Annotated in this window: 27 protein-coding genes; 10 read left to right on the top strand and 17 right to left on the bottom strand. The window is 63.4% G+C overall.

Going from position 1 to position 24,960, the window contains the following annotated elements:
* Window positions 1–107 precede the first annotated feature (107 nt).
* Window positions 108–866, top strand: a complete 759-nt coding sequence (locus MF606_RS00790; RefSeq protein ID WP_240231541.1) for a copper homeostasis protein CutC — start codon at window positions 108–110, stop codon at window positions 864–866.
* 116 nt (window positions 867–982) lie between these two features.
* Window positions 983–1,642, top strand: a complete 660-nt coding sequence (locus tag MF606_RS00785; protein ID WP_240231540.1) for an aquaporin — start codon at window positions 983–985, stop codon at window positions 1,640–1,642.
* 40 nt (window positions 1,643–1,682) lie between these two features.
* Here MF606_RS00785 and MF606_RS00780 read toward each other — a convergent pair whose 3' ends face one another.
* Window positions 1,683–2,912: an MFS transporter gene (locus MF606_RS00780; protein WP_240231539.1), complete on the bottom strand. Its 1,230-nt coding sequence runs from the start codon at window positions 2,910–2,912 to the stop codon at window positions 1,683–1,685.
* Between the two features lie 116 nt (window positions 2,913–3,028).
* On the opposite strand from MF606_RS00780, the gene MF606_RS00775 reads away from it, so the two are divergent.
* Window positions 3,029–3,814 (top strand): siderophore ferric iron reductase, encoded by a 786-nt coding sequence (locus tag MF606_RS00775; RefSeq protein WP_240231538.1) that lies wholly within the window; start codon window positions 3,029–3,031, stop codon window positions 3,812–3,814.
* Between the two features lie 3 nt (window positions 3,815–3,817).
* Here the strand turns inward: MF606_RS00775 and MF606_RS00770 are convergent, their stop codons facing one another.
* A complete protein-coding gene (locus MF606_RS00770) occupies window positions 3,818–4,393 on the bottom strand; it encodes an SH3 domain-containing protein (RefSeq protein WP_240231537.1) in 576 nt (191 codons plus the stop codon).
* A 105-nt stretch (window positions 4,394–4,498) separates the two neighbouring features.
* On the opposite strand from MF606_RS00770, the gene MF606_RS00765 reads away from it, so the two are divergent.
* The 4 genes from MF606_RS00765 (at window position 4,499) to truB (ending at window position 7,716) form a co-directional block, all read left to right on the top strand.
* A complete protein-coding gene (locus MF606_RS00765) occupies window positions 4,499–5,524 on the top strand; it encodes a 2-hydroxyacid dehydrogenase (RefSeq protein WP_240231536.1) in 1,026 nt (341 codons plus the stop codon).
* A gap of 218 nt (window positions 5,525–5,742) precedes the next feature.
* Complete coding sequence (locus MF606_RS00760) at window positions 5,743–6,378, top strand: hypothetical protein (RefSeq protein WP_240231534.1); 636 nt, start codon at window positions 5,743–5,745, stop codon at window positions 6,376–6,378.
* 31 nt (window positions 6,379–6,409) lie between these two features.
* On the top strand, window positions 6,410–6,817 hold the full coding sequence (rbfA, locus tag MF606_RS00755) for a 30S ribosome-binding factor RbfA (RefSeq protein ID WP_240231532.1): 408 nt from the start codon (window positions 6,410–6,412) through the stop codon (window positions 6,815–6,817).
* Window positions 6,814–7,716 (top strand): tRNA pseudouridine(55) synthase TruB, encoded by a 903-nt coding sequence (truB, locus tag MF606_RS00750; protein ID WP_240231530.1) that lies wholly within the window; start codon window positions 6,814–6,816, stop codon window positions 7,714–7,716. The genes rbfA and truB overlap by 4 nt, the downstream gene beginning before the upstream one ends.
* A gap of 298 nt (window positions 7,717–8,014) precedes the next feature.
* Here the strand turns inward: truB and MF606_RS00745 are convergent, their stop codons facing one another.
* The 10 genes from MF606_RS00745 to aptA all read right to left on the bottom strand — a co-directional run bounded on the left by MF606_RS00745 (window position 8,015) and on the right by aptA (window position 19,371).
* Window positions 8,015–8,908, bottom strand: a complete 894-nt coding sequence (locus MF606_RS00745) for a 6TM ABC transporter family protein (protein ID WP_240231528.1) — start codon at window positions 8,906–8,908, stop codon at window positions 8,015–8,017.
* Window positions 8,909–9,152: 244 nt separating this feature from the next.
* Window positions 9,153–10,145: an ABC transporter substrate-binding protein gene (locus tag MF606_RS00740; RefSeq protein WP_240231526.1), complete on the bottom strand. Its 993-nt coding sequence runs from the start codon at window positions 10,143–10,145 to the stop codon at window positions 9,153–9,155.
* 26 nt (window positions 10,146–10,171) lie between these two features.
* A complete protein-coding gene (locus MF606_RS00735; protein ID WP_420842232.1) occupies window positions 10,172–11,266 on the bottom strand; it encodes an ABC transporter permease in 1,095 nt (364 codons plus the stop codon).
* Window positions 11,263–12,159 carry an ABC transporter permease gene (locus tag MF606_RS00730; protein WP_240231524.1) on the bottom strand — a complete coding sequence of 299 codons (897 nt, stop codon included), beginning with the start codon at window positions 12,157–12,159 and terminating at the stop codon, window positions 11,263–11,265. Before MF606_RS00730 ends, MF606_RS00735 begins: the two co-directional genes overlap by 4 nt.
* 199 nt (window positions 12,160–12,358) lie before the next feature.
* On the bottom strand, window positions 12,359–13,153 hold the full coding sequence (locus MF606_RS00725; RefSeq protein WP_240233918.1) for an ABC transporter ATP-binding protein: 795 nt from the start codon (window positions 13,151–13,153) through the stop codon (window positions 12,359–12,361).
* A gap of 171 nt (window positions 13,154–13,324) precedes the next feature.
* The gene (gene hydA, locus MF606_RS00720; RefSeq protein ID WP_240231522.1) at window positions 13,325–14,776 is read right to left on the bottom strand and encodes a dihydropyrimidinase; all 1,452 of its coding nucleotides are present in this window, start codon (window positions 14,774–14,776) and stop codon (window positions 13,325–13,327) included.
* Window positions 14,773–15,213, bottom strand: coding sequence for an endonuclease domain-containing protein (locus tag MF606_RS00715; protein WP_240231520.1), 441 nt, complete (start codon window positions 15,211–15,213; stop codon window positions 14,773–14,775). Before MF606_RS00715 ends, hydA begins: the two co-directional genes overlap by 4 nt.
* A gap of 73 nt (window positions 15,214–15,286) precedes the next feature.
* Window positions 15,287–16,537: a Zn-dependent hydrolase gene (locus MF606_RS00710; RefSeq protein ID WP_240231519.1), complete on the bottom strand. Its 1,251-nt coding sequence runs from the start codon at window positions 16,535–16,537 to the stop codon at window positions 15,287–15,289.
* 12 nt (window positions 16,538–16,549) lie between these two features.
* Entirely contained in the window at window positions 16,550–18,043 is a 1,494-nt protein-coding gene (locus MF606_RS00705; RefSeq protein ID WP_240231517.1) for a CoA-acylating methylmalonate-semialdehyde dehydrogenase, read from the bottom strand.
* Window positions 18,043–19,371, bottom strand: a complete 1,329-nt coding sequence (gene aptA / locus MF606_RS00700) for an omega-aminotransferase AptA (protein ID WP_476728694.1) — start codon at window positions 19,369–19,371, stop codon at window positions 18,043–18,045. The genes MF606_RS00705 and aptA overlap by 1 nt, the downstream gene beginning before the upstream one ends.
* A 125-nt stretch (window positions 19,372–19,496) precedes the next feature.
* On the opposite strand from aptA, the gene MF606_RS00695 reads away from it, so the two are divergent.
* The 3 genes from MF606_RS00695 (at window position 19,497) to MF606_RS00685 (ending at window position 21,639) form a co-directional block, all read left to right on the top strand.
* Window positions 19,497–20,219 (top strand): TetR family transcriptional regulator C-terminal domain-containing protein, encoded by a 723-nt coding sequence (locus MF606_RS00695; protein WP_240231516.1) that lies wholly within the window; start codon window positions 19,497–19,499, stop codon window positions 20,217–20,219.
* A gap of 79 nt (window positions 20,220–20,298) precedes the next feature.
* Entirely contained in the window at window positions 20,299–20,982 is a 684-nt protein-coding gene (locus tag MF606_RS00690) for an NYN domain-containing protein (RefSeq protein WP_240231514.1), read from the top strand.
* A gap of 159 nt (window positions 20,983–21,141) precedes the next feature.
* Window positions 21,142–21,639 carry a dihydrofolate reductase family protein gene (locus tag MF606_RS00685; RefSeq protein ID WP_240231512.1) on the top strand — a complete coding sequence of 166 codons (498 nt, stop codon included), beginning with the start codon at window positions 21,142–21,144 and terminating at the stop codon, window positions 21,637–21,639.
* Window positions 21,640–21,679: 40 nt separating this feature from the next.
* On the opposite strand, the gene MF606_RS00680 is transcribed toward MF606_RS00685, so the two are convergent.
* The 5 genes from MF606_RS00680 to MF606_RS00660 all read right to left on the bottom strand — a co-directional run bounded on the left by MF606_RS00680 (window position 21,680) and on the right by MF606_RS00660 (window position 24,763).
* On the bottom strand, window positions 21,680–22,141 hold the full coding sequence (locus tag MF606_RS00680) for a carboxymuconolactone decarboxylase family protein (RefSeq protein ID WP_240231511.1): 462 nt from the start codon (window positions 22,139–22,141) through the stop codon (window positions 21,680–21,682).
* A gap of 13 nt (window positions 22,142–22,154) precedes the next feature.
* Window positions 22,155–22,661: an RrF2 family transcriptional regulator gene (locus tag MF606_RS00675; protein WP_240231510.1), complete on the bottom strand. Its 507-nt coding sequence runs from the start codon at window positions 22,659–22,661 to the stop codon at window positions 22,155–22,157.
* A 76-nt stretch (window positions 22,662–22,737) separates the two neighbouring features.
* Window positions 22,738–23,115 carry a VOC family protein gene (locus tag MF606_RS00670; RefSeq protein WP_240231509.1) on the bottom strand — a complete coding sequence of 126 codons (378 nt, stop codon included), beginning with the start codon at window positions 23,113–23,115 and terminating at the stop codon, window positions 22,738–22,740.
* Between the two features lie 91 nt (window positions 23,116–23,206).
* Complete coding sequence (locus MF606_RS00665) at window positions 23,207–24,310, bottom strand: GGDEF domain-containing protein (protein ID WP_240231508.1); 1,104 nt, start codon at window positions 24,308–24,310, stop codon at window positions 23,207–23,209.
* An 81-nt stretch (window positions 24,311–24,391) separates the two neighbouring features.
* A complete protein-coding gene (locus MF606_RS00660) occupies window positions 24,392–24,763 on the bottom strand; it encodes a DoxX family protein (RefSeq protein WP_240231507.1) in 372 nt (123 codons plus the stop codon).
* Window positions 24,764–24,960: the final 197 nt, after the last annotated feature.

Raw genomic sequence — 24,960 nt, 5'->3', positions numbered from 1 at the left:
GGATCGAATCCCGATACCGGCTGGGGAGTCTACGGATCGCGCGCTACATTGGGCTTGCCGACCAAGCGCGATGGCACTACCAATGCAATACCAATCGGAGACCACTCATGCCTAAGCACCCGTTCAAGATCGAGATTTGTGTCGAAGGGATCGACGGTCTCGTTGCCGCGCAGCAAGCGGGTGCAGACCGCGTGGAGCTCTGTGCCAGCCTGCTCGAGGGCGGTTTGACGCCGAGCCTGGGTGTGGTCCGCGAGGCGCTGCGCGTCGGCACCATCCCGTTCCACGTCATCATCCGACCGCGCGGCGGCGACTTCCTCTATTCCGAGCTCGAATTCCAGAGCATGCTGGAAGACATCAAGGCGCTGCGCGACATGGGCGTGGTCGGCGTGGTGATCGGCTGCCTGACGCCCGACGGGCGGATCGACGAAGCCCGGACCAAGGCGCTGGTGGATGCCGCCCGCCCGATGAAGGTGACCTGCCACCGCGCCTTCGACATGACGCGCGACTACCGCGAAGCCATCGAAGCGCTGATCCGCTGCGGCGTCGACCGGGTGCTGACGAGCGGCCAGCGCGACACCGCGATCGAAGGCATCGACATTCTCAAGGACACCGCCGCCATTGCCGATGGCCGCATCGTCATCATGGCCTGCGGCGCACTCGATGCCGATAATATTGCTCGAGTGCGCACGGCCACCGGCGTCGACGAGATGCACTTCGCTGCGCTCAAGACCATCAAGAGCGGCATGGATTTCCGCAACCCGCATGTCGGCATGGGCGGTACCGCCATCGAGCGCGAGTATGAAATCACGCTCACCGATGTCGAGGCGGTGCGCAAGACCATCGAAGCGGCCCGCGCCGCCGCCTAAAACTCTGTGCTCTCAGGACTCTGAGCCCTTGCCTGCGGCGAGTCGCCGCAGGAAGGATGACTTTGCTGGCGTCTGATTCGGACGCTTGGGGAAGCCTCTTTGGAGTTTTGAGCGTCATGAACAAATTAATCGCGGAGTTCATCGGCACGGCGGTGCTGGTATTGTTTGGCTGCGGCTCGGTCGTGCTTGGCGGCGATGCCATCGGCCAGGTCGGTTTTTCACTGGCTTTCGGCCTCGCCATCGTCGCCATGGCCTATGGCATCGGCCCGATTTCGGGCTGCCACATCAACCCGGCGGTGAGCCTGGGCGCCTTTCTCGATAACCGCATGTCGGCAAGCGAGATGATCCAATACTGGATCGCCCAGTTTGCCGGTGCGCTGGCCGGCGCGCTTATCCTGCTGGCCATTGCCGGCAGCAATGCCAGCGGCCTTGGCGTCAATGGCTGGGGCGAAGGCTATGGCGGCGGCTACACGATGGTCGCGGCACTGATCTTCGAGATCGTCTTCACTGCCATCTTCGTCGTGGTGATCCTGGGATCGACCGGCGAGAAGTCCTCGCCGGGCTTTGCCGGCCTCGCCATCGGCCTGACCCTGGTCGCCATCCACCTGGTCGGCATCCAGGTCACCGGCGTATCGGTCAATCCGGCGCGCAGCTTCGGCCCGGCCGTGCTGGTCGGCGGCAATGCGCTGGCGCAGCTGTGGCTCTTCATCGTGGCGCCACTGGTCGGCGGCGCGATCGGGGGGTTGCTCTACCGCTTCAAGATCCTCAAGGCCTAAACACCAGGCCGCCGGAGCGATCCGGCGGCCTTTTTTTCGCTCAGGCGGGTTCCGGCAAGGCCTCGAGTTGCGGGACACGCGACGCGGCAATGATGGCAAACTGCCCGGCAAAGCCGACAACCGCTACGGCAAGACAGGCGGCAACGCCCCAATGCGCCGCGAGGAACGCGCCCAGCAGCGCACCGACCGGAGCGGCGCCGGTCGTACCCGTTGTGACCAGGGCCGACACGCGACCAAGCATGGTTTGCGGCGTCACTGACTGACGCAGCGAGATCGTGGTGATGGTCCAGATCATCGGTCCGCAGCCAAACAGAAAATAGCCCGCCGCAGCCAGGAAGCCGCTTGGTATCCAAAGCGTCAGCAGCAGCAGGCTCGCTCCCAGCAGACCGCAGAATGGTCCGATGACGATCATGGCGCCCAGAGGCATGTATCGCTCGATCAGGGGCACGGCGCTGGCGCCGACGAACATGCCGAGGCCATAGGTGCCCAGGATCAGGCCAACACCCGTGGCGCCGACGCCCAGATCGCGCACGGCATAGGCAACGAACACGGCCTGCAGGACAAACCAGGACACGTTGAAGACGATGGCGGTCATGACGATGGGGCGCAGCAAGGCGTGCCGCGAGACGAACTGCAGGCCCTCGCGCAGATCATGCAAGGGATGGCGCGGCGGCGGCAGCTCGCGCGACGGCTCAGCAATGCCGACAAGAAGGCCGGCGGCCATCAGGGCAAGCGCTGTCGCCAGGGCATAGGCGAGCGGAACTCCGGCCCAACCGACAATGGCGCCACCAATCGGCGCGCCGGCGACGAAGGCTGCGCTACGGGCCAGCTCGAGCCAGCGGTTGGCGCGGGTGAGCTGCGGCCGCGGGACCAGGGCCGGAACGAGCGCCGGGGCGGCTACGGTAAAGCACACCGTGCCCAGGGCTCCGACAAAGCCCAATGCGGCCAGCAGCGGCAAACTCAACGTGCTCGAGAAAACCAGCAGCAGGATGCAAGCGAGCGCTGCGGCGCGCAGCAATTCAGCGCCTGCCATCAGCCCCTTGCGCGAGGCGCGATCGACGATGAGGCCCGCCGGAATGGCGAAGAGCAGGAAGGGCAGCGTCTGCGCCGCCTGCAACAGTCCGGTTTCGGCCGGGCCGGCATTGAGCAGCAGCACCGCCGCCAGTGGCGCCGCGGCCAGCCCGATCTGCTCGGCGGATTGGGCCGACAGAGTAGACCAGCCCAGCCGCACGAAACCGGAGGGCAAGCGGCGGGGCGTTTCGATTTGCATTTTCTGAGGCTCCTTTGCGTCGCGCGACATTGAGCTGAAGCGGGGCTGGCGGCGACCCGGTTTCGACCGTCATGCTGCGGTCTTTCCTCCGGGCAGCGGGAGCGCTAGAAGCGGCCATGACCCGCTCGTTCCTCTTTCCGCAAGACCAGGCCGATGCCCAGACGACGCGCCTCATCGCGACGGCGGCGGAGCGCACCGGCTTCATGAAGGGCGAGCCGGGCACGGCACGTGCGGGCTGGTATCGCACCGGCGGCGACAATTCCGTTGTTCTGGCTGAGTTGCATGCCGCGCTTGTCGCGACCTATCCCAAGGCCGGGCCGGCTTTCTGGGCGGTGCGGATGTGGACCAACCTGATCTGGCAGCCGGCCTATCTGGCGGTCATTGCCGCGCACCTGCATGGCGGTGTGCCTGACCTTGCAGGGCTCACGCAGCGGCGGCGCGGCATCTATGTCGACGGCTATCGCCTGCCACCGGGGCCGCAAAGCAGCGGTCCGGTGGAGACAATGATCGACACTGCCGGCGAGCAGCTCAAGGCCATGGCGGCGCAGATGCTGATCGAGGTCAACAGCCTGGTCAAACTCAAGCCGCTACCGGCGCGGCGGCTGTTTGCCGACCGCATGCTGACGCTGATGGTCTGGTTGGGGCAGAAGCGGCACGATCTGGGACCGGACGAACTCCGCGCCTATTCGGATCGGTGGCTGGCTGTGCTGGGGCTGACCGGGCAAGGCGACCTCGAAGCCGTGGCGGTGCCGGATGGGCGGGAATTGCTGATCGTCAAGCGCAAGGGGTGCTGCCTCGACTACCTCATCGACCCGGATCGCTATTGCGCCACCTGCCCCAAGCAGGACCACGCTGTGCGGGTGGCCCGGCAGGTGAGCAATGCCCTGGCAGAGATGGGGTAGGACCTAGTCGAACACTTCGTCGGGGTAGACGCCCCAGAGCTCTTCCTGGCGCAGATAGCCGGAATAGGTGGAGGAGCGGTTCTGCTCCTGGTGGGTCGCCGTCACTTCACACCAAGTGCCGTCGCACTGCTTGATGGTCACCTTGTAGCCGGCGCCAAGACGAGCGCGCGGGGCTGCGTCATCGGACTGGCTGGCGCGCAGGGCAATCTCGCCATTGGCCATGAGTGGGGTGGCATAGCCGGCGCGCACGCCGGAGAGCAGGTTCTGATGCACCCAGCCCTCGGTGCCATCGACATCGCGAATCTTGCGCCAGGTGTCGAACTCCTGGACGATTTCGACCGGGATGCCGGATTTGAGATAGGTCCAGGCGACATCGTATTTGGTGCCGGGCCCGACACGCACATTGATGGGTTCGGAGCGGGTGGTGGCGAAGCGCGGCAGCGGCAGGCCGCTGGGGTTGTCCGATTGGGCAAAGGCCGGCGGCGCCAGCAGAGTCAGGGCTACCAGCAGCCAGCAGAGACAGCGGAAAAAGACTTGAAAATGAGGGCTGATGCCGCGGCGCCGGGTCTCGTCAAACATGACTTTGCAGAAGGAATGGAATTGCCCTATCACTAGCGCCATATCCTTAATGGTCGCTGAAGGGTGGGGTTTTCCACATGCAAGCGGCCCTCGCCCGCGGACCTGATGCCTAGCCAGAAACCCAAAATCCTCGTGACGCGGCGCCTGCCCGAAAGCATAGAGGCGCGCATGGGCACGCTGTTCGAAGCCGATGTCAACGAAGCGGATGTAACCCTCACCGGCGACGACATCATCGCCGGGCTCGAGGGCAAGGACGTGCTGGTGAGCTCGATCACCGACAAGATCGATGCCGCGCTGATCGCCCAGTTGCCGAAATCGGTGCGGATGATCGCCCAGTTCGGCAATGGCGTCGACAATATCGACATCGAAGCCGCCTGGGCCGCCGGCCTCACGGTCACCAATACGCCGAGTGTTTTGACCGAAGACACGGCCGACATGGCCATGGTGCTGATGCTGGCTTTGCCCCGACGCCTGGTCGAAGGCACGCAGATGCTGGTGCGCGACGGGGTGTGGGCCGGCTGGTCACCGACCTCGATGCTAGGCCACCGGTTGCGCGGCAAGGCGCTGGGCATTGTCGGCATGGGGCGGATCGGCACTGCGGTTGCGCAGCGCGCCAAGGCGTTCGGGCTCAATATTCACTACTTCTCGCGCAACCGGCGCCCGCCGGCGATCGAGACTCCGCTCGAGGCAACGTACTGGCCCGATCTCGACGCCATGCTTGAGGCGGTCGACATCGTGTCGCTGCACACGCCGCACACGCGCGAGACCTTCCACATCCTGTCGGCCGAGCGGATGAGACGGATGAAGCCGGGCAGCTTCGTGGTCAATGTCAGCCGACCCGAGCTGGTGGATGAGGTGGCTTTGCTCGACGAAATCGAGGCCGGGCACCTCAGCGGCGCGGCACTCGACGTGTTCGAGAACAAGCGCGGCATCGATCCGCGCCTCCTGGCGCTGGCGGAAGCCAACCGGGTGGTGCTGACGGCGCATATGGCGTCGGCGACGCTGGAAGCGCGTGTCGAAATGGGCGAGACGGTCATCGTCAATATCCGCGCCTTCATGGATGGGCACCAACCCCCGCACCGGGTTTTGCCCGAGGGCGCGCATGGCGGCGCCCGCGTGCCGCGGGGCTGATCGCCGACGGCACGCCAAGTGTTGCGCCAAATACGCATCTTTCGATTCATCGCTGGATTCCAGGGCGGCGGGTCTTGCTAACGAACCGGACTCACGCCTACTCCTCGGCTGTCGCCGCGCTCTGTGGGGGAAGCCGGCACGAACCAGCTTGGCTATCGGGTGAGGAGACCCCCGCGATGAAGATGACCCGCAGGTTTGCGTGCCTTGTGAGCGCGGTCGTGGCCACTGCGATCCTGGCAAGCCCGGCGCTAGCACAAATCCGCAGCGAACCGCCGGTTGTCGAAGAGGGCAATGCGCTCGTGCTCGACGCCATCGGCCACAAATTCTCGCTCCCGCTGCCCGACTGGCTGACCCCGGCCGAGCGCCTTTCGGGCAATGTGGCGCCGCTGGTGGAAATGACCTTCCGGTCGGATGAAAACCAGGCGCTGCTGGAGATTTACCCCAAGGGCGAAATCCAGGCGCTGTGGAAGACGCTTTACGGTGCCCGCATCACGCTCGAAGCCAGCCGCCCGCTGACCGATTACCGTCGCGCCGTGATGTTCGGCTATAGCCAGACCTGCAAGCCCGAACTCACCGGTTTCTTCCAGTTTGGCGAAGATCAGGGCGAAGACCTGGCCCCCCTCGGCTTTGTGTGCGGCGCCTATCTCGACCGGCTCGAGGGCTATGCGGGCCAGGGCGAGGTCATGATCATGGCGTTCCGCAAATCGGAGCGGGGCGTGGCCATCGTCTATCAGGAATGGCGCGGGGAGGCGTTCGACCCGTCCAAGCCCGAGACGTGGCCGGTGACCACCGAGGTGGTGGAGTCTCGCGCCCAACAGATGCAGCAGGAAGCGGCCCTGACGCTGGCGGATTGACGCGGGCGCGGCGAGGGCCTAATTCCCCGCCATGAGCAAAGACAACAAGCCAACCGGCCCGAGCCAGCGCATGCTGCGCGTAGGCGAGCTGGTGCGCCACGCACTGGCCGCCATGTTCGCGCGCGGCGATATCGAGGATGATGCGCTGCATGGCGCCGTCATCACCGTGCCCGAAGTGCGGATGACGCCGGACCTCAAGATCGCCAACGCCTATGTGATGCCGCTGGGCGGGCAGCATGCCGAGGAAATCGTCGCGGCGCTGAACCGCCACCGCAAGTTCGTGCGCGGGCGCGTGGCGCCGCAGATCAACATGAAATACGCGCCCGAAGTGCGCTTCTATGTCGACGACACGTTCGAGGAAGCGGGGCGGATCGATAGCCTGCTGCGCTCGGAAAAGGTCCGGCGTGACCTCGATGACGAGGACGGCGAAGAGTCTTGAGCGCGCCAAAACGCGTCAAACGCGCCATTTCGGGCTGGGTAGTGCTCGACAAGCCCTATGACATGACCTCGACCCAGGCAGTGGGCAAGGTGCGCTGGCTGTTCGGCGCGGCCAAGGCCGGCCATGCCGGTACGCTCGACCCGCTGGCCACAGGGATCCTGCCGATCGCGCTGGGCGAAGCGACAAAGGCCGTGCCGCAGGTGCAGGATGGGACCAAGATCTATCGCTTCGCCATCCAATGGGGCAGCGCTACCGCGACCGACGATGCCGAAGGGCCCGTAGTGGCGACCTCGGATGTGCGGCCGGACCGTGCGGCGCTGGAGGCGGTGCTGCCTGATTTCACCGGCACCATTCTGCAGCGTCCGCCGATCTATTCGGCCCTCAAGATCGATGGCGAGCGAGCCTATGACCTGGCGCGGGCGGGCGAAGCCGTGGAGCTGCAGCCGCGCGAGATCGACGTCGACGCCATTGCCGTCATCGAGCACGGGACGGATCGATCGATCCTCGAAGTAACGTGCGGCAAGGGTACCTATGTGCGCTCGCTGGCGCGCGATATTGCCGAGGCGTTGGGCACGCGCGGGCATGTGAGCATGTTGCACCGCGCGGCGGTCGGGCCGTTCCATGATGGGGATGCGCTTGATATCGACCAACTCGAAGCGTTGTCGCTGGAAGAACGGGATGCGTTGCTGAAGCCGGTGGCTGCCGGATTTATCGACCTGCCGGAGATCCGGCTCGATGCACAACAGGCCACGGCGGTGCGCCACGGCAATGCCGTATTGCTGACCGGGGCGGGTTCGCCCGTGTCGCTCGATGAATGCTGGGTCAGCTTTCGGGGTGAAGTCCTGGCGACAGGCTGGGTCGAGTTCGGCCAGTTCAAGTGCCGCCGGGTGTTCAACTAATCTTTTCAGTCGTCTCCCTCCCCTTGTGGGGAGGGATCAAGGGTGGGGGGTGGCCGCACGCTCTGCGCTTGCCGAGAGAACCCCCACCCGACCCCTTCGGGGCCACCCTCCCCACAAGGGGGAGGGAGGTCGACTGATCGCCTTGCGCATCGGCACATTCAAAAGAGGCGGAGCTTTCGCCCCGCCTTTGGCTTCCTCAGCGGAGGAAGAACACGATGATGATGATCAGCCAGATCGGCACGCCGAGCAGAAAAAGTCCGAGAGCACGAAACATGGTGTTGTCCTTTCTTTGCCTGGCCTAGAAGCGGCGGAACACGTCGGCGAAGACGGTGTTCTGATCGCGATGGTTGCCGCCCTTCTGGGCTGCCCAGAACGCACCGATGGCCGAGACCAGCAGCGAAGCCGCGAGCAGGAAGGCGCCGATGATGGTGGTGTTGCGGGCGATGCGTGCGGCCTCGATGGCCTCCTGCCGCGCCGTTTCCACATTGGCGATCACCTGGTCGACCCGGGCCTGGGCCTCTTCGGGCGCAATGCCGGTATTGGCGGCCACGACGCTGGCGAGATAAGTCCGATCTTCTTCGGCAACAGTACCGTCGCCCAATGCAGCCTGAGCGAAGATACGGCCTGCCTCACCACGTGCCGCTGCTGCGTCGACCGGCTGGGTCGAACGGAACAGGGTATCGATGAAGTAGGCATTGGGATCGAGGGCGTCGGCTGCGCCTTCCGCCACGTTCGACGCCGCCGTTGTCGCGGTTGCGGCAACCGAGCCGACCGCATTGGCCGCAGCACCGATACCGCCAACAGCGATTACGGCACCTAGAATGGCCGCGCCGGCCCATACCAGGAGCCCGTGCGCACCGTCGCGCAGATCGCTTTCATCTTCGGTGGCATCGAAGTAGCGGCGGCGCAGGCGACCAGTGATGTAGCCGCCGGCCATGAAGCTGGAAATCTGCACCCAGAGGAACCAGGATGCAGCAGCAATGCCGACGAAGATCGGGTTAGGACCGTCGCCATAGCCAAAGTCGAGGAAGTTGAGGCCGACGGCGGAGCCGAAGCTGATCAGCACCAGGCTGATGGCAGAGGCGAGGATGATGCCGGCGATAATAGCGGGCCAATCGACATACGATGACTGATCGCGATTGGCGGCGGGTTGTTCGATAACGGCGACGCCCGCGGGCGCGTCAATGGTCATTGCGGCGGCTCCTGTTGTTGTTCTTGTTGCTCTTGCCATCGGAATTCTCAGGCGAGACCGATGAACGACAGGATGGCCATGACGATGACCACGAGACCGACGAGATAAATGATGGAGTTCATGGGATTTGCCTTCTTCTGGTTGACGCAGTGCAAGGTCAACCGAAGGCGGGGCGGATTCGTTCCCACGGGAATAAAAAAGGCGGGGATCGCTCCCCGCCTTTCGCATTCTTGTGGCTTGGGGCCTAGAGCCCGTCGGTGACGACGTGGCTGAAGGCGCCTTCGGGGGCCTTGGTGATGGCCGGATTATCAGGCGACACGGCCGAGAGCAGGGTATCGACGGTCTGCTGGTAGTCGGCTTCGTCGAGCACGCCGGTGGAGCCTTCGGTCAGCTTGTTGATCTCGGTGACCTGGTAGAGCTGGTCTTCGACCGTCATGGCGCCGGTCGAGTCATTGTCGACGACGATCTGAGCGGCCTCTTCGGGGTTGGCGCGGGCATACTCCCAGCCCTTCATCGAAGCGCGGACGAACTTGGTCATCTTCTCGACGAAAGCCGGATCGGCCAGCTTCTCTTCGAGAACATAGAGACCGTCTTCGAGCATGCCGACGCCTTCGTCGCGGTAGTTGAAGACGGTCAGCTCTTCGGGGGTGATGCCGGCCTTCAGCACCTGACCATACTCGTTATAGGTCATGGTGGAGATGCAGGCGGCCTGCTTCTGGATCAGCGGATCGACGTTGAAGGCCTGCTTCAGGACTTCGACGCCCTCGGCGCCGCCTTCGGTGGAAAGGCCGAGCTTGGCCATCCAGGCATAGAACGGATACTCGTTGCCGAAGAACCAGACGCCCAGTGTCTTGCCCGGGAAATCGGCCGTGGTCTCGACGCCAGCCTCCTTGAGGCAGGTGAGCAGCAGGCCCGACTGCTTGAACGGCTGGGCGATGTTGACCAGCGGCACGCCGCGTTCGCGGGCGGCAAGGCCGGCGGCCATCCAGGTGGTGATGACATCGGCACCGCCGCCGGCAATCACCTGCTCGGGCGCGATATCGGGGCCGCCCGGCTTGATTTCGACGGTCAGGCCTTCTTCTTCATAAAAGCCCTTGGCCTGGGCGACATAGTAGCCGGCGAACTGGCCCTGGGTCACCCATTTGAGCTGCAGCGTAACGGATTCCTGTGCCCAGGCGCCGCCAAAAGCCGCCATGGTCATTGCGCCTGCAAGGGCGCCGATCAGAAGTTTCTTCATTGCCGTTTTCCCTGAGTTTGGCATGTCTATGCACCACGCACGGACGGATGCCAGAAGGTGACCCCTCGTTCGATCAGAACGATCACCCCGTAGAAGACCGAGCCCGCGACTGCCGCCACCGCGATTTCGGCCCATACCATGTCGACATTCATCCGGCCGACTTCGGTAGAGATGCGGAAGCCCATTCCGACAATGGGCGTCCCGAAGAATTCCGCTACGATTGCGCCGATCAAGGCCAGAGTCGAGTTGATCTTGAGGGCGTTGAAGATGAAGGGGCCCGCAGCGGGGAGCCTGAGCTTCAGCAGCGTCTGCCAATAACCAGCAGCATAGGTGCGCATCAGGTCGCGCTCGATGGCGCTGGATGCGTTGAGGCCCGCCACCGTGTTCACCAGCATGGGGAAGAAGGTCATGATGATGACGACGGCGGCCTTACTGGGCCAGTCGAAGCCGAACCACATGACCATGATCGGCGCGACACCGACAATGGGCAAAGCCGAGACGAAATTGCCCAGCGGCAACAGCCCGGATTTGAGGAAGGGCGAGCGATCGATCAGGATGGCGACGACAAAACCGAGGCCGCAGCCCAGCGCGTAGCCGATCAGAACGGCCTTGAGGAAGGTCTGCTGGAAATCGGCGAGCAGCGTCGGCACCGAGGCGGTAATCCGGGCCCAGATCATCGAGGGCGGCGGCAGGATGACCTGCGGCACATTGCCCGCGCGGGTGATAGCTTCCCAGGCGACAAGGATGGTCACGCCGAAGACGATCGGGATGAGGAGGCCGAGGCCGGCATTGTCCGCGAGACCGGGCGCCAGGGTCTTGCTGAGGCGCTCGACGAACAGCCAGGCAAAGAGCCAGGCCACGATGAGCGCCATCCAGAAGAACGGTGGCGCCGGCTGAAAAATACCGATGCTGGTGAGCACGGCCACCGCGCCGAGCACCGCGATAGCGCCATCGGCCCAGAGCCCGACCGGGACAAAGAAGCGGACCAGCGACAGGAAGCCCAAAGCGAGGAAAGCCTTGAGCAGCAAAGCGGTTTCGAACGGCGTGGTGAGGCTCAGGGCCAGCGCACCAGCCGCAAGACCACCGGCCACCAGGGCGAGAAAGAACTGCAACTGGCTCATGCGGGACGTGCCCCCATGGACCGATTGACGAATTTTTCCACCAGACCGACGGCGATGACGAGCAAAGCGGCCAGAATGGAGGCAGCGAACAAGGCCGCCCAGATCTGCACGGTCTGGCTGTAATAGGAGCCGGCCAGGAGGCGCGCACCGAGGCCGGCCACGGCACCGGTGGGCAATTCGCCGACAATGGCGCCGACCAGGCTGGCGGCGACACCGACCTTCAGCGAGGTGAAGAGATAGGGCATGGCGGCAGGCCAGCGCAGCTTCCAGAAGGTCTGATTGGGCGAGGCATTGTAGGTATGCATCAGATCGAGCTGGATCGCCTCCGGCGAACGCAGGCCTTTGACCATGCCTACAGCAACCGGGAAGAAGCTGAGATAGGCCGAGATGATCGCCTTGGACATCAGCCGGGCCGGATCGGTGGGAATGCCCAAAGTGCCGGTGAAGATGTTGAAGCCGATGACCACGATCAGCGGCGCCAGCGCCAGGATGGGAATGGTCTGGCTGGCAACGATCCAGGGCATCAACGAACGGTTCATCGCCTCGTTATGGACGATCATCACGGCGAGGCCGATGCCCAGCAGCGAGCCCATGAGGAAGCCGAGCGCGGTGGCCGAGAAGGTGACCCAGGCGTGGAAGATCAGGCTGCGCGGCTTGTTGGGGGCGACGAGCGCAGTGGAATTCCACAGCTCGCCAAACACCTGATGCGCGGTGGGGAGAACGGGCTTTTCCTGGTTCCAGGTGTCGAGGACGAACTGCGTGGCGGGAACATTGGTGACATCGCCACGGCGATAGACATCGTTCTGCCACTGCGCGTTCATGCCGATAGCGGCGGCGTACCAGACGAGGACGATGGCGAGCAGGACGATGATGATGGGGAAGGTGCGGGTCATTGTATCTGCCCCACCCACGAAGCCCACCCTTCTCCCCTTGCGGGAGAAGGTGCCCGAAGGGCGGATGAGGGGTTTCTTCCCACGCCTCTGGCATGGGCGAGCGCAGCACCCCTCACCCTGCAATTTCTTCTGAACGAAGAAATTGCTGTCCCTCTCCCACAAGGGGCGAGGGGGATCCGGTGGATGTGGCCAGCCACCATCACACCGTCTCCTCGTAGGAGTGCCCGGCGCGCAGCCCGTCGCGCACCCTTGCGGCTATGGCCAGAAACTCCGGCGTTTCGCGGATATCCAACGGGCGTTCGCGCGGCAGGTTGCTCTCGATCACATCGGTCACCCGCCCCGGGCGCGGTGACATGACCACGATCTTGGTCGACAGATACACCGCCTCAGGAATGGAGTGGGTGACGAAGCAGATGGTTTTCTGCGTGCGGTCCCAGAGCTTGAGCAATTCGGAATTGAGGTGGTCGCGGACGATTTCGTCGAGGGCGCCGAAGGGTTCGTCCATCAGCAGCAGGTCGGCATCGAAGGCCAGGGCGCGGGCGATGGAGGCGCGCTGCTGCATGCCGCCGGAGAGCTGCCAGGGGTATTTCTTCTCGAAACCGGAAAGGTTCACCAGATCCATGGTGCGCTTGATGCGCTCGGCCTGTTCGCTGCCGCCATAGCCCATGATTTCGAGCGGCAGCGCGATGTTCTTTTCGATGGTGCGCCAGGGATAGAGCGCCGGCGCCTGGAACACGTAGCCATAGGCACGCGCCTTGCGGGCCTGTTCCGGTGTCTGACCGTTGATGGTCAGGGTGCCCGAAGTGGGCTGTTCCAGATCGGCAATAGTGCGCAAGAAGGTGGTCTTGCCGCAGCCGGACGGGCCGATGAAGGAAACGAACTCACCCTTGTTGATGATGAGATTGACGTCGCTGAGGGCAACGACGTCACCGTCATTGGTCCTGAACGTGAGGCCGAGATGTTCGGCCGCCACTACGGCGCTGGAAGTCGTCACGGACAAAGGCAAGTGCCCCCTCTTGTTATGCTGGCCGGGCAACGGATTATCGTCGCCGTCCGGCCATGATGTTCAATGCAAGCCCCGTGCCGTTTACGGAGTGCCGGAATTATTCCCGGTCTGTCTCCGCTCCTCCCGGCAGGTGCCTCATTATTGGTCACGCTGCTCCCGTCAAACCCCCGTCGCCGGAATGCCTGACCGCTCCACCTTGCGGGGTGCGACGATCTCTTTCCACTGGCTCAGCGCGCGGTTCACAGGGTTCTTCGCTTCGCGGCCGACAAACTTGCCATGACCTGGCTCGGCCTTGACCTCGTTCTCGACGATCGAGACCTTGCCGCGGCTCAGGACAAAGCGCGGCAGGCCGGTGACTTCGAAGCCCTCGAAGACATTGTAGTCGATCACCGACTGCTGCGCGCCCGCCGAGATGGTCTTGGATCGTTTGGGGTCCCAGACCACGAGGTCCGCATCGGCGCCGACGAGAACGGCACCCTTTTTGGGGTAGAGCCCGAGGATCTTGGCAATATTGGTCGACGTCACCGCCACGAATTCGTTCATGGTCAGACGACCGGTATTGACCCCTGTCGTCCAGAGCACCGGCATGCGGTCTTCTAGACCGCCAGTGCCATTGGGAATCTTGGAGAAATTGCCGATGCCGGTGCGCTTCTGGGCGCTGGTGAAGGCGCAGTGATCGGTTGCGACCACCGAGAGCGAGCCCGCTTGCAGGCCGGCCCACAACGAATCCTGATGCAACTTGTTGCGGAAGGGCGGGGACATGACACGCCGGGCGGCATGGTCCCAATCGGGGTTGAAATACTCGCTCTCATCGAGCGTCAGGTGCTGGATCAGCGGCTCGCCATAGACGCGCATACCCTTCTGGCGGGCGCGACGGATGGCTTCGTGGGCCTGCTCGGACGAGACATGCACGACATAGAGCGGCACGCCGGCCATGTCGGCGATCATGATGGCGCGGTTGGTGGCTTCGCCCTCGACTTCGGGGGGGCGGCTATAGGCATGCGCCTCGGGGCCGTTATTGCCTTCGGCGAGGAGCTTGGCGGTCATCGCGGCGACCACGTCGCCGTTTTCAGCATGCACGAGTGGCAGGGCGCCCAAATCGGCGCAACGCTGGAATGACGAGAACATCTCGTCGTCATTGACCATCAGCGCGCCCTTATACGCCATGAAATGCTTGAAGCTGGTAATGCCGCGATCGACGACATCGGCCATTTCGTTGAAGACCTGCTCGCCCCACCAGGTGATGGCCATGTGGAAGGAATAGTCGGCATTGGCCTTGCCGGTCTTGTTGTCCCACATCTGAAGGGCTTCGAGCAGCGACTGGTTGGGATTGGGCAGGCAGAAATCGACCACCATTGTGGTGCCGCCGGCGAGGCCCGCGCGGGTGCCGGACTCGAAATCATCGGCCGAATAGGTGCCCATAAAGGGCATTTCGAGATGGGTGTGGGGGTCGATACCGCCAGGCATGACGTAGCAGCCTGATGCGTCGAGGGTTTCGTCACCGGACAGGTTGGGGCCGATCTCGACGATAATGTCGCCATCGATGAGGACATCGGCCTTGTAGGTGAGGTCTGCGGTGACGATGGTGCCGTTCTTGATGACTTTGGTCATGGTGAAATCCCCGAATTATCGTGTGGCACCTCTTCACCTCTCCCTTTGGGGGAGAGGTCGAGCTTCGCAAAGCGAAGACCGGGTGAGGGGGCCTTATTGAGGTGCTCGGCGATGGCCCAAAGCACACCATCGAGATTTGTCAGAACGTGATCGTTCCAGAAGCGGATGACTTGGTAGCCGTGCATCGAAAACTCGGTCGTCCGCCGTTCGTCGGTCGGGCTTTCAGCGTGCTGGCTGCCATCGAGTTCGACGACCAGGTCTGCCTCGCGGCAGGCAAAGTCGGCAATGTACGGTCCAACCGGTTGCTGACGAACGAACTTGAAGCCAAGCAATTGGCGGTCGCGCAAAGCTGACCAAAGCTTACGCTTCGCGTCGGTCATGTTGGTGCGAAGAGCCTTGGCGGCTTTAGCTGCGAAGCGAGTCTTGAGAACGCTCATAAGGCCCCCTCACCCGGCCCTGCGGGCCGACCTCTCCCCCAAAGGGAGAGGTGTCGCTGCGCGACTTGGCGGGTCACTCCACAATCTCCGCAGTCTCGACCACGGCGTGAAACAGCACATCCGCTCCGGCGGCGGCCCATTCGCGCGAAATCTCTTCCGCCTCGTTGTGGCTCAGGCCGTCCACGCACGGACACATGATCATGGTCGATGGCGCGACCTTATTGGTCCAGCAGGCATCGTGGCCGGCGCCGGAGATGATGTTCATGTGGCTGTAGCCGAGTTTTTCGGCGGCGGAGCGGACGCGCGCGACCAGGGTCGGATCGAAAGTGACGGGGTCGAAATGGCCGACCGCTTCCATGGCGTAGCCGACGCCGAGCTCGGCGCAGATGGCCTGGGCCTTTTCCTCGATCTGGCTGCGCATGGAATTGAGCTTGCTCAGTTCCGGTGAGCGGATGTCGACGGTGAACACCACCGTGCCAGGAAGCACGTTGCGCGAGTTCGGCGAGAACTTCACCTGGCCGACGCCACCGACGGCGCCGGGCTGGTGGTCCATGGCCACGGCCTGCACCATTTCAATGATGCGCGACATGGCGAGTCCCGCATTGACGCGCATCAGCATCGGCGTCGACCCGGTATGGGCCTCCTTGCCGGTCAAGGTGAATTCGAGCCACCACAGGCCCTGACCATGGGTAACGACGCCGATCTGCTTGTTTTCGGCTTCGAGGATCGGGCCCTGCTCGATGTGATACTCGAAATAGGCATGCATCTTGCGCTCGCCGACCGGTTCCTCGCCGACCCAGCCGATGCGCTGGAGTTCGTCGCCAAAACTCTTGCCGTCCTGATCCTTGCGGCCATAGGCGTAGTCGAGCGTGTGAATGCCGGCAAAGACGCCGGAGGCCAGCATGGCCGGGGCGAAGCGGGCACCTTCTTCGTTGGTCCAGTTGGTGACCACGATGGGATGTTTAGTCTTGATGCCCAGATCGTTCATTGACCTCACAACTTCGAGCCCGGCCAGCACGCCGAGGACGCCGTCATATTTGCCGCCGGTGGGCTGGGTATCGAGATGGCTGCCGACATAGACCGGCAGCGCATCTGGATCGGTGCCCGGGCGCGTCATGAACATGGTGCCCATCTTGTCGACCGCCATGGTCAGGCCAGCGGCCTCGCACCACTCCTGAAAGAGCGCGCGGCCCTTCTTGTCGTCGTCGGTCAGCGTCTGGCGGTTATTGCCCCCAGCAATGCCGGGGCCAATCTTGGCCATGTCCATGAGGCTGTCCCAGAGCCGATCACCGTTGATGCGAAGGTTTTCTCCTGGGGCAGACATATGGCCTAAATCCTATTTGACGCTGGGGAACGAGAATTCCGCCCCGCCCTTGATGCCGGCGGGCCAGCGGGTGGTGACGGTCTTGAGGCGAGTGTAGAAGTGGACGCCTTCGGGTCCGTAGATGGAGTGATCGCCGAACAGCGAGCGCTTCCAGCCGCCGAAGGAGTGATAGGCCACCGGGACCGGGATCGGCACGTTGATACCGACCATGCCAACTTCGATCTTGTCGGCGAATTCGCGGGCGGCGTCGCCGTCGCGGGTGAAGATGGCGGTGCCATTGCCGTATTCGTGGTCGTTGATGAGCTTGACCGCAGCGTCATAAGTGTCGGCGCGGACCACCGAGAGCACCGGCCCGAAGATCTCTTCCTTGTAGATGGTCATATCAGGCGTGACGTTGTCGAACAGCGTGCCGCCGACATAGTAGCCGCCTTCATAACCCTGCAGCGTGAAGCCGCGGCCGTCGACGACTAGATCGGCGCCCTGCTCGACGCCGCTATCGATGTAGCCGACGATCTTGTCGCGGTGCATCTTGGTGACGACCGGGCCCATTTCGGCGTCCTTGTCGGTGGCCGGGCCGATCTTGAGGCTTTCGACGCGCGGCTTGAGCTTGGCCACCAGCGCATCGCCGGTTTCCTTGCCGACCGGAACGGCCACGGAAATGGCCATGCAGCGTTCGCCGGCCGAGCCGTAGCCGGCGCCCATCAGCGCGTCGGCAACCTGGTCGAGATCGGCATCGGGCAGGATGACCATGTGGTTCTTGGCGCCACCGAGTGCCTGCACCCGCTTACCGGCCTTGGTGCCGCGCTGGTAGACATATTCGGCGATGGGGGTCGAGCCGACGAAGGACACGGCCTTGATATCGGGATGGTCGAGAATGCCATCGACCATTTCCTTGTCGCCATGGACGATGTTGAGAATGCCCTCGGGCAGGCCGGTTTCCATGAACAGGTTCCAGGCCAGCATGGAGGCGCTGGGGTCACGCTCGGAGGGCTTGAGGATGAAGGCATTGCCGCAGGCGATGGCGGCCGGATACATCCACATCGGCACCATGGCCGGGAAGTTGAACGGGGTGATACCGGCGACGACACCGAGCGGCTGGCGATCGGAATAGCTGTCAATGCTCGGGCCGACATTGCGGCTGAATTCGCCCTTGAGGAGCTGCGGAATGCCGCAGGCGAAGTCGACGCAGTCGATGCCGCGGGCGACTTCGCCCAGCGCATCGTCATGCACCTTGCCATGCTCGCGCGAGATTTCGCGGGCCAGGTCGTCGGCATATTGATCGAGCAGGGCCTTGAACTTGAACATGACGCGGGCGCGCTTCATCGGCGGGGTATTGCCCCAGGCGACCTGTGCCTTCTTGGCCGAGGCAACGGCGTCATTGAGTTCGGCGATCGTCGAGAGCGGCAGCTCGGCCGAGACTTCGCCAGTGGCCGGATTGAACACGGGCACGCGGCGACCCGAGGAGACATAGCGTTTGCCGGCGACGGCGTTCTCGATGACGTTCATTATTCGATACTCCGCAGGGCGGTGCGCACGCCGTCGATCAGTTCGCCGATCTGGGACTCAGAGACGATGAGCGGCGGGCTCATGGCGATGATGTCGCCGGTGGTGCGGATCAGATAGCCATCCTCAAAGCATTTGAGGAAGGCAGAGAAGGCGCGCTTGGTGGGCGAGCCGGCGATGGGTTCGAGCTCAATGGCGCCGACGAGGCCGATGTTTCTGACGTCGATGACATGCGGTTCGCCCTTGAGCGAGTGCAGCGCTTCCTGCCAGACCGGGGCCAGAGCCGCGCCGCGGGTGAGCAAGCCCTCGTCCTTGTAGGTTTCGAGCGTAGCGAGGCCAGCGGCCGAGGCGATCGGATTGCCCGAATAGGTATAGCCGTGGAAAAACTCGATGACGTGTTCCGGGCCCTGCATGAAGGCGTCGTGGATTTCGGAGGAAACCAGAACTGCGCCCATGGGGATGACCCCATTGGTCAGGCCCTTGGCGGTGACCATGATATCGGGCGTGACGCCAAAATAGTCGGCGCCGAACGGGGTGCCGAGGCGGCCGAAACCGGTGATGACCTCGTCGAAAATCAGCAGAATGCCGTGTTTCTTGGTGATTTCGCGCAGGCGCTTGAGATAGCCGGCCGGCGGAATCAGCACGCCGGTTGAGCCGGCGACCGGCTCGACAATGACGGCGGCAATAGTGGAGGCATCATGCAGGGTGACGATGCGCTCGAGCTCGTCGGCCAGCTCGGCGCCATATTCCGGCAGGCCCTTGGAGAAGGCATTCTTGGCAAGGTTATGGGTGTGCGGCATGTGATCGACGCCGCCAAGCAGGGAGCCGAACATCTTGCGGTTGGTGACGATACCGCCCACCGAAATGCCGCCGAAATTGACGCCGTGATAGGCGCGTTCGCGGCCGATCAGGCGCGAGCGGGCACCCTCGCCCTTTACCCGGTGATAGGCCAAGGCGACCTTGAGTGCGGTTTCGACCGATTCCGAACCGGAATTAGTGAACAGCACGTGGTTGAGGCCTTCGGGCGCGATATCGACAATGCGGTTGGCCAGTTCGAACGCCTTGGGGTGGCCCATCTGGAAGGCCGGGGCGTAGTCGAGTTCAGCCGCCTGCTTGGCGATGGCCTCGACGATCTTGGGACGAGCGTGGCCTGCGTTGACGCACCAGAGACCCGCGGTGCCGTCAAGCACCTGGCGGCCGTCGCTGGTGGTGTAGTGCATGTCCTTGGCGGCCACGAACATGCGCGGCGACTTCTTGAACTGGCGGTTGGCCGTGAACGGCATCCAGAAGGCGCTCAGATCGTTCGGCACCACGGCAGTTGAATTGGACACGAAACCCTCGCTCCCGTTGATTCTGTTCTCGGTCGTTATTTGGCACTTGACGCGGGAACGTATTGCCAAGAATTTTGACCAGTTGGAAAAATGTTAGCACTCCCAAACTTTCTAGCAAGGCGAAAATGCCGCCGACCAAAGTGAAAAGTGCCGAAGCCACGATCTCCGCCAGGCGCCAGCATAAGGCCGACGCCAAGGCTGCCGTTGCGCCGCACCCGCCGGCCAAGCTGCGGCCGCTGACTCGTATCCAGAGGGAAAAGCAAGACATCATCCTGGAAGCGGCGCTCGAAGTGTTTTCCGTGCACGGCTTTCGCGGCTCGACGATCGACCAGATCGCCGAGGTGGCGGGGATGAGCAAACCCAACCTGCTCTACTATTTTCCGCGCAAGGAAGAGATTCACCGCAGGTTGATGAGCGAATTGCTGGTGACCTGGCTGGCGCCACTGCGCGAGATGGACGCCGATGGCGACCCCTTCCCCGAGATCCGCTCCTATATCCGCCGCAAGCTCGAAATGGCGCGCGACTTTCCGCGGGAAAGCCGGCTGTTTGCCAATGAAATGCTGCAGGGCGCGCCACGGATTATCGAGATGATCGAGATCGATCTCCGCAACCTGGTCGACGAAAAGGCCAAGGTGCTGACGGGCTGGATGGATCAGGGCAAGATTGCCCGCACCGATCCCTATCACCTGATCTTCTCGATCTGGGCGACGACGCAGCACTACGCCGATTTCGACGTGCAGGTGCGGGCGGTGCTCGGACCTGCCCGCGGCGGCGAGGGGCGCTTCGAGGATGCGGCGCGCTATCTCGAGCAGCTCTTCCTGTTTGGCCTGACGCCGCGGCCACGGTAGTTAAGCAAAATTGTCGGCAAATACCGTGTGATTGTTTTATGGGCAGCGCCTAGGCTTTCGTGGCGTCCAGAGGTCTGCCATGGCAAAGCCGCGTATCGCCGTCCTGATTGATGCCGAAAATGTCGGCTGCGACATTACCCCTATCGTGCTTGAGCAATTGCGGCGGCTCGGCGTAGTGCAAACAGCGTGCGCCGTTGGCGATTTCTCCTTGCTGACGACTTGGGTACCGTATGCCCGAGACAATGGCATCGAATTGGTGATGCAGCCCAGCCTGGGCAAAGGGAAGAACTCTGCCGATATCAGGCTGACCATAGAGGCGATGGACCTCGTGCATCGCGGAAGCGTCGAGACGGTGGCGCTGGTCACTCACGACCGGGACTTCACGCCCCTGGCGCTCCGGCTGCGCGATTCAGGCGTAACGGTGATGGGCTTTGCAGAGCGAGAGCCCAATGTTGCGTTTCGCTCGGCCTGCAGCAGTTTCGAACGAGTGGGGCAGCGGTCTAAACCTGTCGCTGTAGCACCCCAGCCGGGCCTGGTGTTGTCGCCAGCAGAGATCGATACGCTGAAGGCAATCGTGGCCACAACATGCGCCGGAGGCGCGGTCCATCACCATCTCCTGACAAAAGCGATCAACTCAGCAACGCCCGAACTCGGCACCAAACTGAGCGGCAAAGGCAAATTCTTCAAAATTCTCGTTGATCACAAAATTGTCGAGCGGGTTGGCGCCGGCGACCAACAGCGCGTGCAACAGCGCGCGAGTTGACAGGCACCAATATCAGCCCGATACTTAATTCATATATTAAGTATTGGAGCAGGAAATGACGCAGCAAGTACGCGCTCACATGAGCCTCTCACTGGACGGGTTCGGCACCGGCCTCAACCAGAGCCGGCAAAGCCGTTTGGCGACATCGAGGGCGAACCCATGCATCGCTGGATGATCGAGGACGCCGAGAACAACAAGGCCGAGATCGACGCCATCACCGATTACGGCGCCTTCATCATGGGGCGGAACATGTTTGCCGCGCCTGGGCCGGACGTATGGGAAGAAGAGTGGAAAGGCTGGTGGGGACCCAACCCGCCCTATCACGCGCCGGTGTTTGTCCTGACGCACTATGCGCGGTCGCCGATCGTGATGGAGGGCGGTACGGTATTCAACTTCGTGACCGAAGGGCCGGAAGTGGCGCTGACCCGGGCCAGCGAGGCGGCCGGGGATCGGAATGTGGTCGTTGCGGGCGGCGTCAGCACGCTGCGCCACTATCTCAATGTCGGCGCCATCGACACGCTGCACCTACAGATCGCCCCGGTGCTGATCGGCGCCGGCGAGCGCCTGTGGGACGGCCTCACCGCGACGTTGGAACCGATCGGTGGCCGCCATACGAGGCTGACCACGCATCTCGATTTCCACGTGCGCGTTGCGTGAACGGGACGGCACCTCTCCCCTCGAGGAGAGGTGCAAGACTTCAGGCGGCGCGGGCAGGCTTGTCGACGGGGTGCGGGGTGCGGAAGCCGACGGCGATGCGGTTCCACACATTGATCGCACCGATCGCGATGGTGATCTTGGCGATCTGCTCGTCGGAAAAGACGTCCTTGAGCGGGGCAAAGTCGGCGTCGGGGGCCCGCGTCTGAGAGAGCAACGTCAGGGCTTCGGTCCAGCCCAGCACAGCGCGTTCCTCGGGCGTGTAGACCGGCGATTCCTGCCAGGCGGAGACGAGGTTGATCCACTGCTCGCTCATGCCGGTGTGGCGCGCTTCCTTGACATGCATATCCACGCAATAGGCGCAGCCATTGATCTGGGAGGCGCGCAGCTTGATCAGGTGGAGGATATGCGGCGGCAGGCCGCTCTGCTTAACAGACTGATCGAGGGCGATGACCGCGGCATAGGCGTCGGGAGCAGCCTTGGCGGGATTGAGACGAGCCGACATGGATATTTGTCCTTTAGGTTGAAATGGATTGCCGCCGGGCATGGCGGTCGAGAAAGGCGCAGCCGCGCGCTTCGATGGCGGCGCCCAATGGGGTTTGCGGATCAGTAGCCAGATCGGCGATGCTGATCTTGCGCAGCTCGGCCCGATAGGCCTGCTCGGCCCGGAGCATTGCGGCATTGACGCCACAAGGTGCGCGGAAGAATTGCGCGTCGAGTGGCGAGGGGCCGCGCTGGCGGATTTCGGCGCAGCGAAAGGCCGGGGCAGCACCTTCGATAGCGATGACGATATCGAGCAGGGAAATCTTGTCGGGTGCGCGCGCCAGGCGGTAGCCCCCCTTTGGTCCGGGCACTGACGATAGGATGCGTGCACCAGCCAACGCTTGCAGATGCTTGAGCAGGTAGCTGGTGGAGACGCCGTGAAATTCCGCCAGGGCGGCGGCGGCGAGCACGCTGTCCTCGCCGAGGCTGGCGAGCATCAATACGCTGTGGATGGACTGCTCGATGCCGTCGCTGAGTTTCATGGATCATACCCTATCGTGGATAATTTGTATCCATGATTCGACACCGAGTCCAGAGGCGGTCTTGCTACAAGCCCGTCTACGCCTTGACCTGACTCATCAGCGCCAGCGGGCGGCCATCGGGATCGCTGAAAAATGCCATCCATTCCTCGGTGCCATCGGCATGACGGTGGATCAGGCGCGGTGCGCCGATAAAGAGTACTCCGTGCGCCAGCAGTTCGGCATGGGTCGCGGCAATATCGGTCACCTGGAAGTAGATTACCGAATCATCGGGCAGCGGCGCGTCGCGGCGCTGCAGATAGAGCCGCGTGCCGCCGCAATCGAAGAAGGCCAGGTCGCCGAACGTATAGAGATGGGGCAGGCCCAGCACGTCGCGATACCATTGCACCGCCCGCTCGATATCGCCGACATGGCGGGAGATCTGGCCGATAGCGCCGAGGTGGACTGGATCGGACATGGACGCCCCTGGTGGTTGGACCGATGTTGTCGCGGCATGACCGCAGCCTTTGCCGCGGCCATGACACTGGTCTAGACCCGGCGGAGGCGAATTACACTCCCCCGGGCACGACCTGGCCGGCCCAAGCTGGAGTCTGCGACATCGGCTGGCGGGGCGCGGCCGGTTCTTCCCCGACAAAGTTGAAGGCACTGCCGAAACGCGACTTGGCGCGATAGAGGGCCGCATCGGCCATATCGACAAGCGCGGAGGGAAGATGCGCGGTGGCCACGGGCGGCACGATGCCGAGGCTCACACCCACCATTACGGACCGCTCATCGAGGCGGATCGGCCGCTCGACGGCGGCGATGCTTTGGCGGGCCAGTTCGGTGAGCGCAGCAATATCTGGCCGGCTGACCAGCACCATCACGAATTCGTCGCCCCCGACGCGCGCCAGCAAATCCTGCGGCTCCATCAGTGCGGCGAGGCGGCTCGCCACTTCGCGCAGCACGGTATCGCCGGCGGCGTGGCCGTAGGCATCGTTGATATCCTTGAACCGGTCCAGGTCGAGGCCAACAACGGCGAAGCGCGTCCTGGCAATGGCAAGTTCGGTCATCCGTGCATCAAGCGCCAGTCGATTGGCGAGGCCGGTCATAGCGTCACACCGCGACTGCAGGTGGGCCAGGTGACGCTGCCGCTCGATATCGCCGACGATGCGCAGTGTCCGCAACAGTACGGCCAGCACGGTCAGCAGCATGCCGGCGATGATCGGCAGGCGAATAGGCGCGAACTGAAGGAAAATCTTGTGGCCGAGCCCGGTCCGGGTCCAGACCAGATAGCTACCGCGCGGTCCCTGCCCGCCCAGGAGTGGAATGTGTTGGGTGCTCGGGCTGTCGCTGGCCTTCGTAGCGAGATGAGCATCGTGCAGCCCCGCCATCCGGCCGAGCAGGACCGCCCTGGCCTCTGTCAGGGGGCCCTCGGCCATGGTCATGGCGTCGATGGCATTGCCGGCGCGCAGCCGCTCGGCCTCGAGATCGGCGCGATCGATGCTGTTGACGACCTGCAGGGCCGTACCAATGAGCAGGGCAGCCGAAAGCAGCAGCACGCCGGCGCAAATCTGCACCAGCCGGCCGATGGTCTTGATACCCTTGTGCTCCTGCCGGGACGGCGCCGCTATCGCGTGCGTCGCACCGGACCGAGCCCCCCAATGGAAAAACATTTGCCTGCGTCCTAAGCGCGGCAAGTCTGACTCAGAAGTCATTGGGAAAGTGTTATCGACCCGCGCCGCCGGCGGCCAAATCTAGAGCGCGTCGGCGATGACCAGCAGCAAGCCGCCGACCAGGGTAATGTTGACCAGCACCAGATAGAGATGAAAATCCCGATCCTTGCCGCTGAAGCGGAAGAGGTTGTGGTAGCAGGCGGTCGCCAGCACGAGGAAGGCGATCAACACCAGCGCGCCGACGACCGTGTAGAATCCCAGGACCAGCGAGAGGCCGCCGATCCACTGCATGGCGAAGCCGGCGGCGACCAAAGCCGGCGGCATGTTCCAGCCGTAGTTGGTGGTCGAAGGAATGCGGTCGCGGAAATTGATGGTGTTGCGGAAGGCCGCAATAACGAAAAACAGGCCGAAGACGATCCGGCCGACAAGCATCAGCGTCGCAGCAGTGGTCATGGTAGTCCCTCGAAGTATCCCCGCTCCTGCGTAGCGGATCGCGGTCGGGCTTTGAAGTCTCCTGCCCGAAATTGCTGCCGCAATCGCGCCACAATTGGCCAGATTGCGCCATGGCATCGGCGAAATTGCTGACGGAACCCTGTGGTATCGCCGATTTTTGCTACTTGCGGTGGAACTGTGACCACCCGGCCACAGCG

The sequence above is a fragment of the Devosia lacusdianchii genome (assembly GCF_022429625.1).
In the GTDB taxonomy this organism is placed as follows: domain Bacteria; phylum Pseudomonadota; class Alphaproteobacteria; order Rhizobiales; family Devosiaceae; genus Devosia; species Devosia lacusdianchii.
This window is presented reverse-complemented; position numbering and strand designations above follow the sequence as displayed.

What these genes read in the sequence shown, in the direction of transcription:
- MF606_RS00775 (WP_240231538.1), top strand. Translation starts at nt 3,029, where the DNA reads ATGACCCGCTCGTTCCTCTTTCCGCAAGACCAGGCCGATGCCCAGACG.
- MF606_RS00710 (WP_240231519.1), bottom strand. Translation starts at nt 16,537, where the DNA reads ATGTCTGCCCCAGGAGAAAACCTTCGCATCAACGGTGATCGGCTCTGG.
- MF606_RS00715 (WP_240231520.1), bottom strand. Translation starts at nt 15,213, where the DNA reads ATGAGCGTTCTCAAGACTCGCTTCGCAGCTAAAGCCGCCAAGGCTCTT.
- MF606_RS00690 (WP_240231514.1), top strand. Translation starts at nt 20,299, where the DNA reads ATGGCAAAGCCGCGTATCGCCGTCCTGATTGATGCCGAAAATGTCGGC.
- MF606_RS00765 (WP_240231536.1), top strand. Translation starts at nt 4,499, where the DNA reads ATGCCTAGCCAGAAACCCAAAATCCTCGTGACGCGGCGCCTGCCCGAA.
- MF606_RS00770 (WP_240231537.1), bottom strand. Translation starts at nt 4,393, where the DNA reads ATGTTTGACGAGACCCGGCGCCGCGGCATCAGCCCTCATTTTCAAGTC.
- MF606_RS00780 (WP_240231539.1), bottom strand. Translation starts at nt 2,912, where the DNA reads ATGCAAATCGAAACGCCCCGCCGCTTGCCCTCCGGTTTCGTGCGGCTG.
- hydA (WP_240231522.1), bottom strand. Translation starts at nt 14,776, where the DNA reads ATGACCAAAGTCATCAAGAACGGCACCATCGTCACCGCAGACCTCACC.
- MF606_RS00705 (WP_240231517.1), bottom strand. Translation starts at nt 18,043, where the DNA reads ATGAACGTCATCGAGAACGCCGTCGCCGGCAAACGCTATGTCTCCTCG.
- MF606_RS00735 (WP_420842232.1), bottom strand. Translation starts at nt 11,266, where the DNA reads ATGAGCCAGTTGCAGTTCTTTCTCGCCCTGGTGGCCGGTGGTCTTGCG.
- MF606_RS00660 (WP_240231507.1), bottom strand. Translation starts at nt 24,763, where the DNA reads ATGACCACTGCTGCGACGCTGATGCTTGTCGGCCGGATCGTCTTCGGC.
- MF606_RS00670 (WP_240231509.1), bottom strand. Translation starts at nt 23,115, where the DNA reads ATGTCCGATCCAGTCCACCTCGGCGCTATCGGCCAGATCTCCCGCCAT.
- rbfA (WP_240231532.1), top strand. Translation starts at nt 6,410, where the DNA reads ATGAGCAAAGACAACAAGCCAACCGGCCCGAGCCAGCGCATGCTGCGC.
- MF606_RS00740 (WP_240231526.1), bottom strand. Translation starts at nt 10,145, where the DNA reads ATGAAGAAACTTCTGATCGGCGCCCTTGCAGGCGCAATGACCATGGCG.
- MF606_RS00730 (WP_240231524.1), bottom strand. Translation starts at nt 12,159, where the DNA reads ATGACCCGCACCTTCCCCATCATCATCGTCCTGCTCGCCATCGTCCTC.
- MF606_RS00695 (WP_240231516.1), top strand. Translation starts at nt 19,497, where the DNA reads ATGCCGCCGACCAAAGTGAAAAGTGCCGAAGCCACGATCTCCGCCAGG.
- MF606_RS00745 (WP_240231528.1), bottom strand. Translation starts at nt 8,908, where the DNA reads ATGACCATTGACGCGCCCGCGGGCGTCGCCGTTATCGAACAACCCGCC.
- MF606_RS00665 (WP_240231508.1), bottom strand. Translation starts at nt 24,310, where the DNA reads ATGTTTTTCCATTGGGGGGCTCGGTCCGGTGCGACGCACGCGATAGCG.
- MF606_RS00785 (WP_240231540.1), top strand. Translation starts at nt 983, where the DNA reads ATGAACAAATTAATCGCGGAGTTCATCGGCACGGCGGTGCTGGTATTG.
- MF606_RS00675 (WP_240231510.1), bottom strand. Translation starts at nt 22,661, where the DNA reads ATGAAACTCAGCGACGGCATCGAGCAGTCCATCCACAGCGTATTGATG.
- MF606_RS00685 (WP_240231512.1), top strand. Translation starts at nt 21,142, where the DNA reads ATGCATCGCTGGATGATCGAGGACGCCGAGAACAACAAGGCCGAGATC.
- MF606_RS00790 (WP_240231541.1), top strand. Translation starts at nt 108, where the DNA reads ATGCCTAAGCACCCGTTCAAGATCGAGATTTGTGTCGAAGGGATCGAC.
- MF606_RS00680 (WP_240231511.1), bottom strand. Translation starts at nt 22,141, where the DNA reads ATGTCGGCTCGTCTCAATCCCGCCAAGGCTGCTCCCGACGCCTATGCC.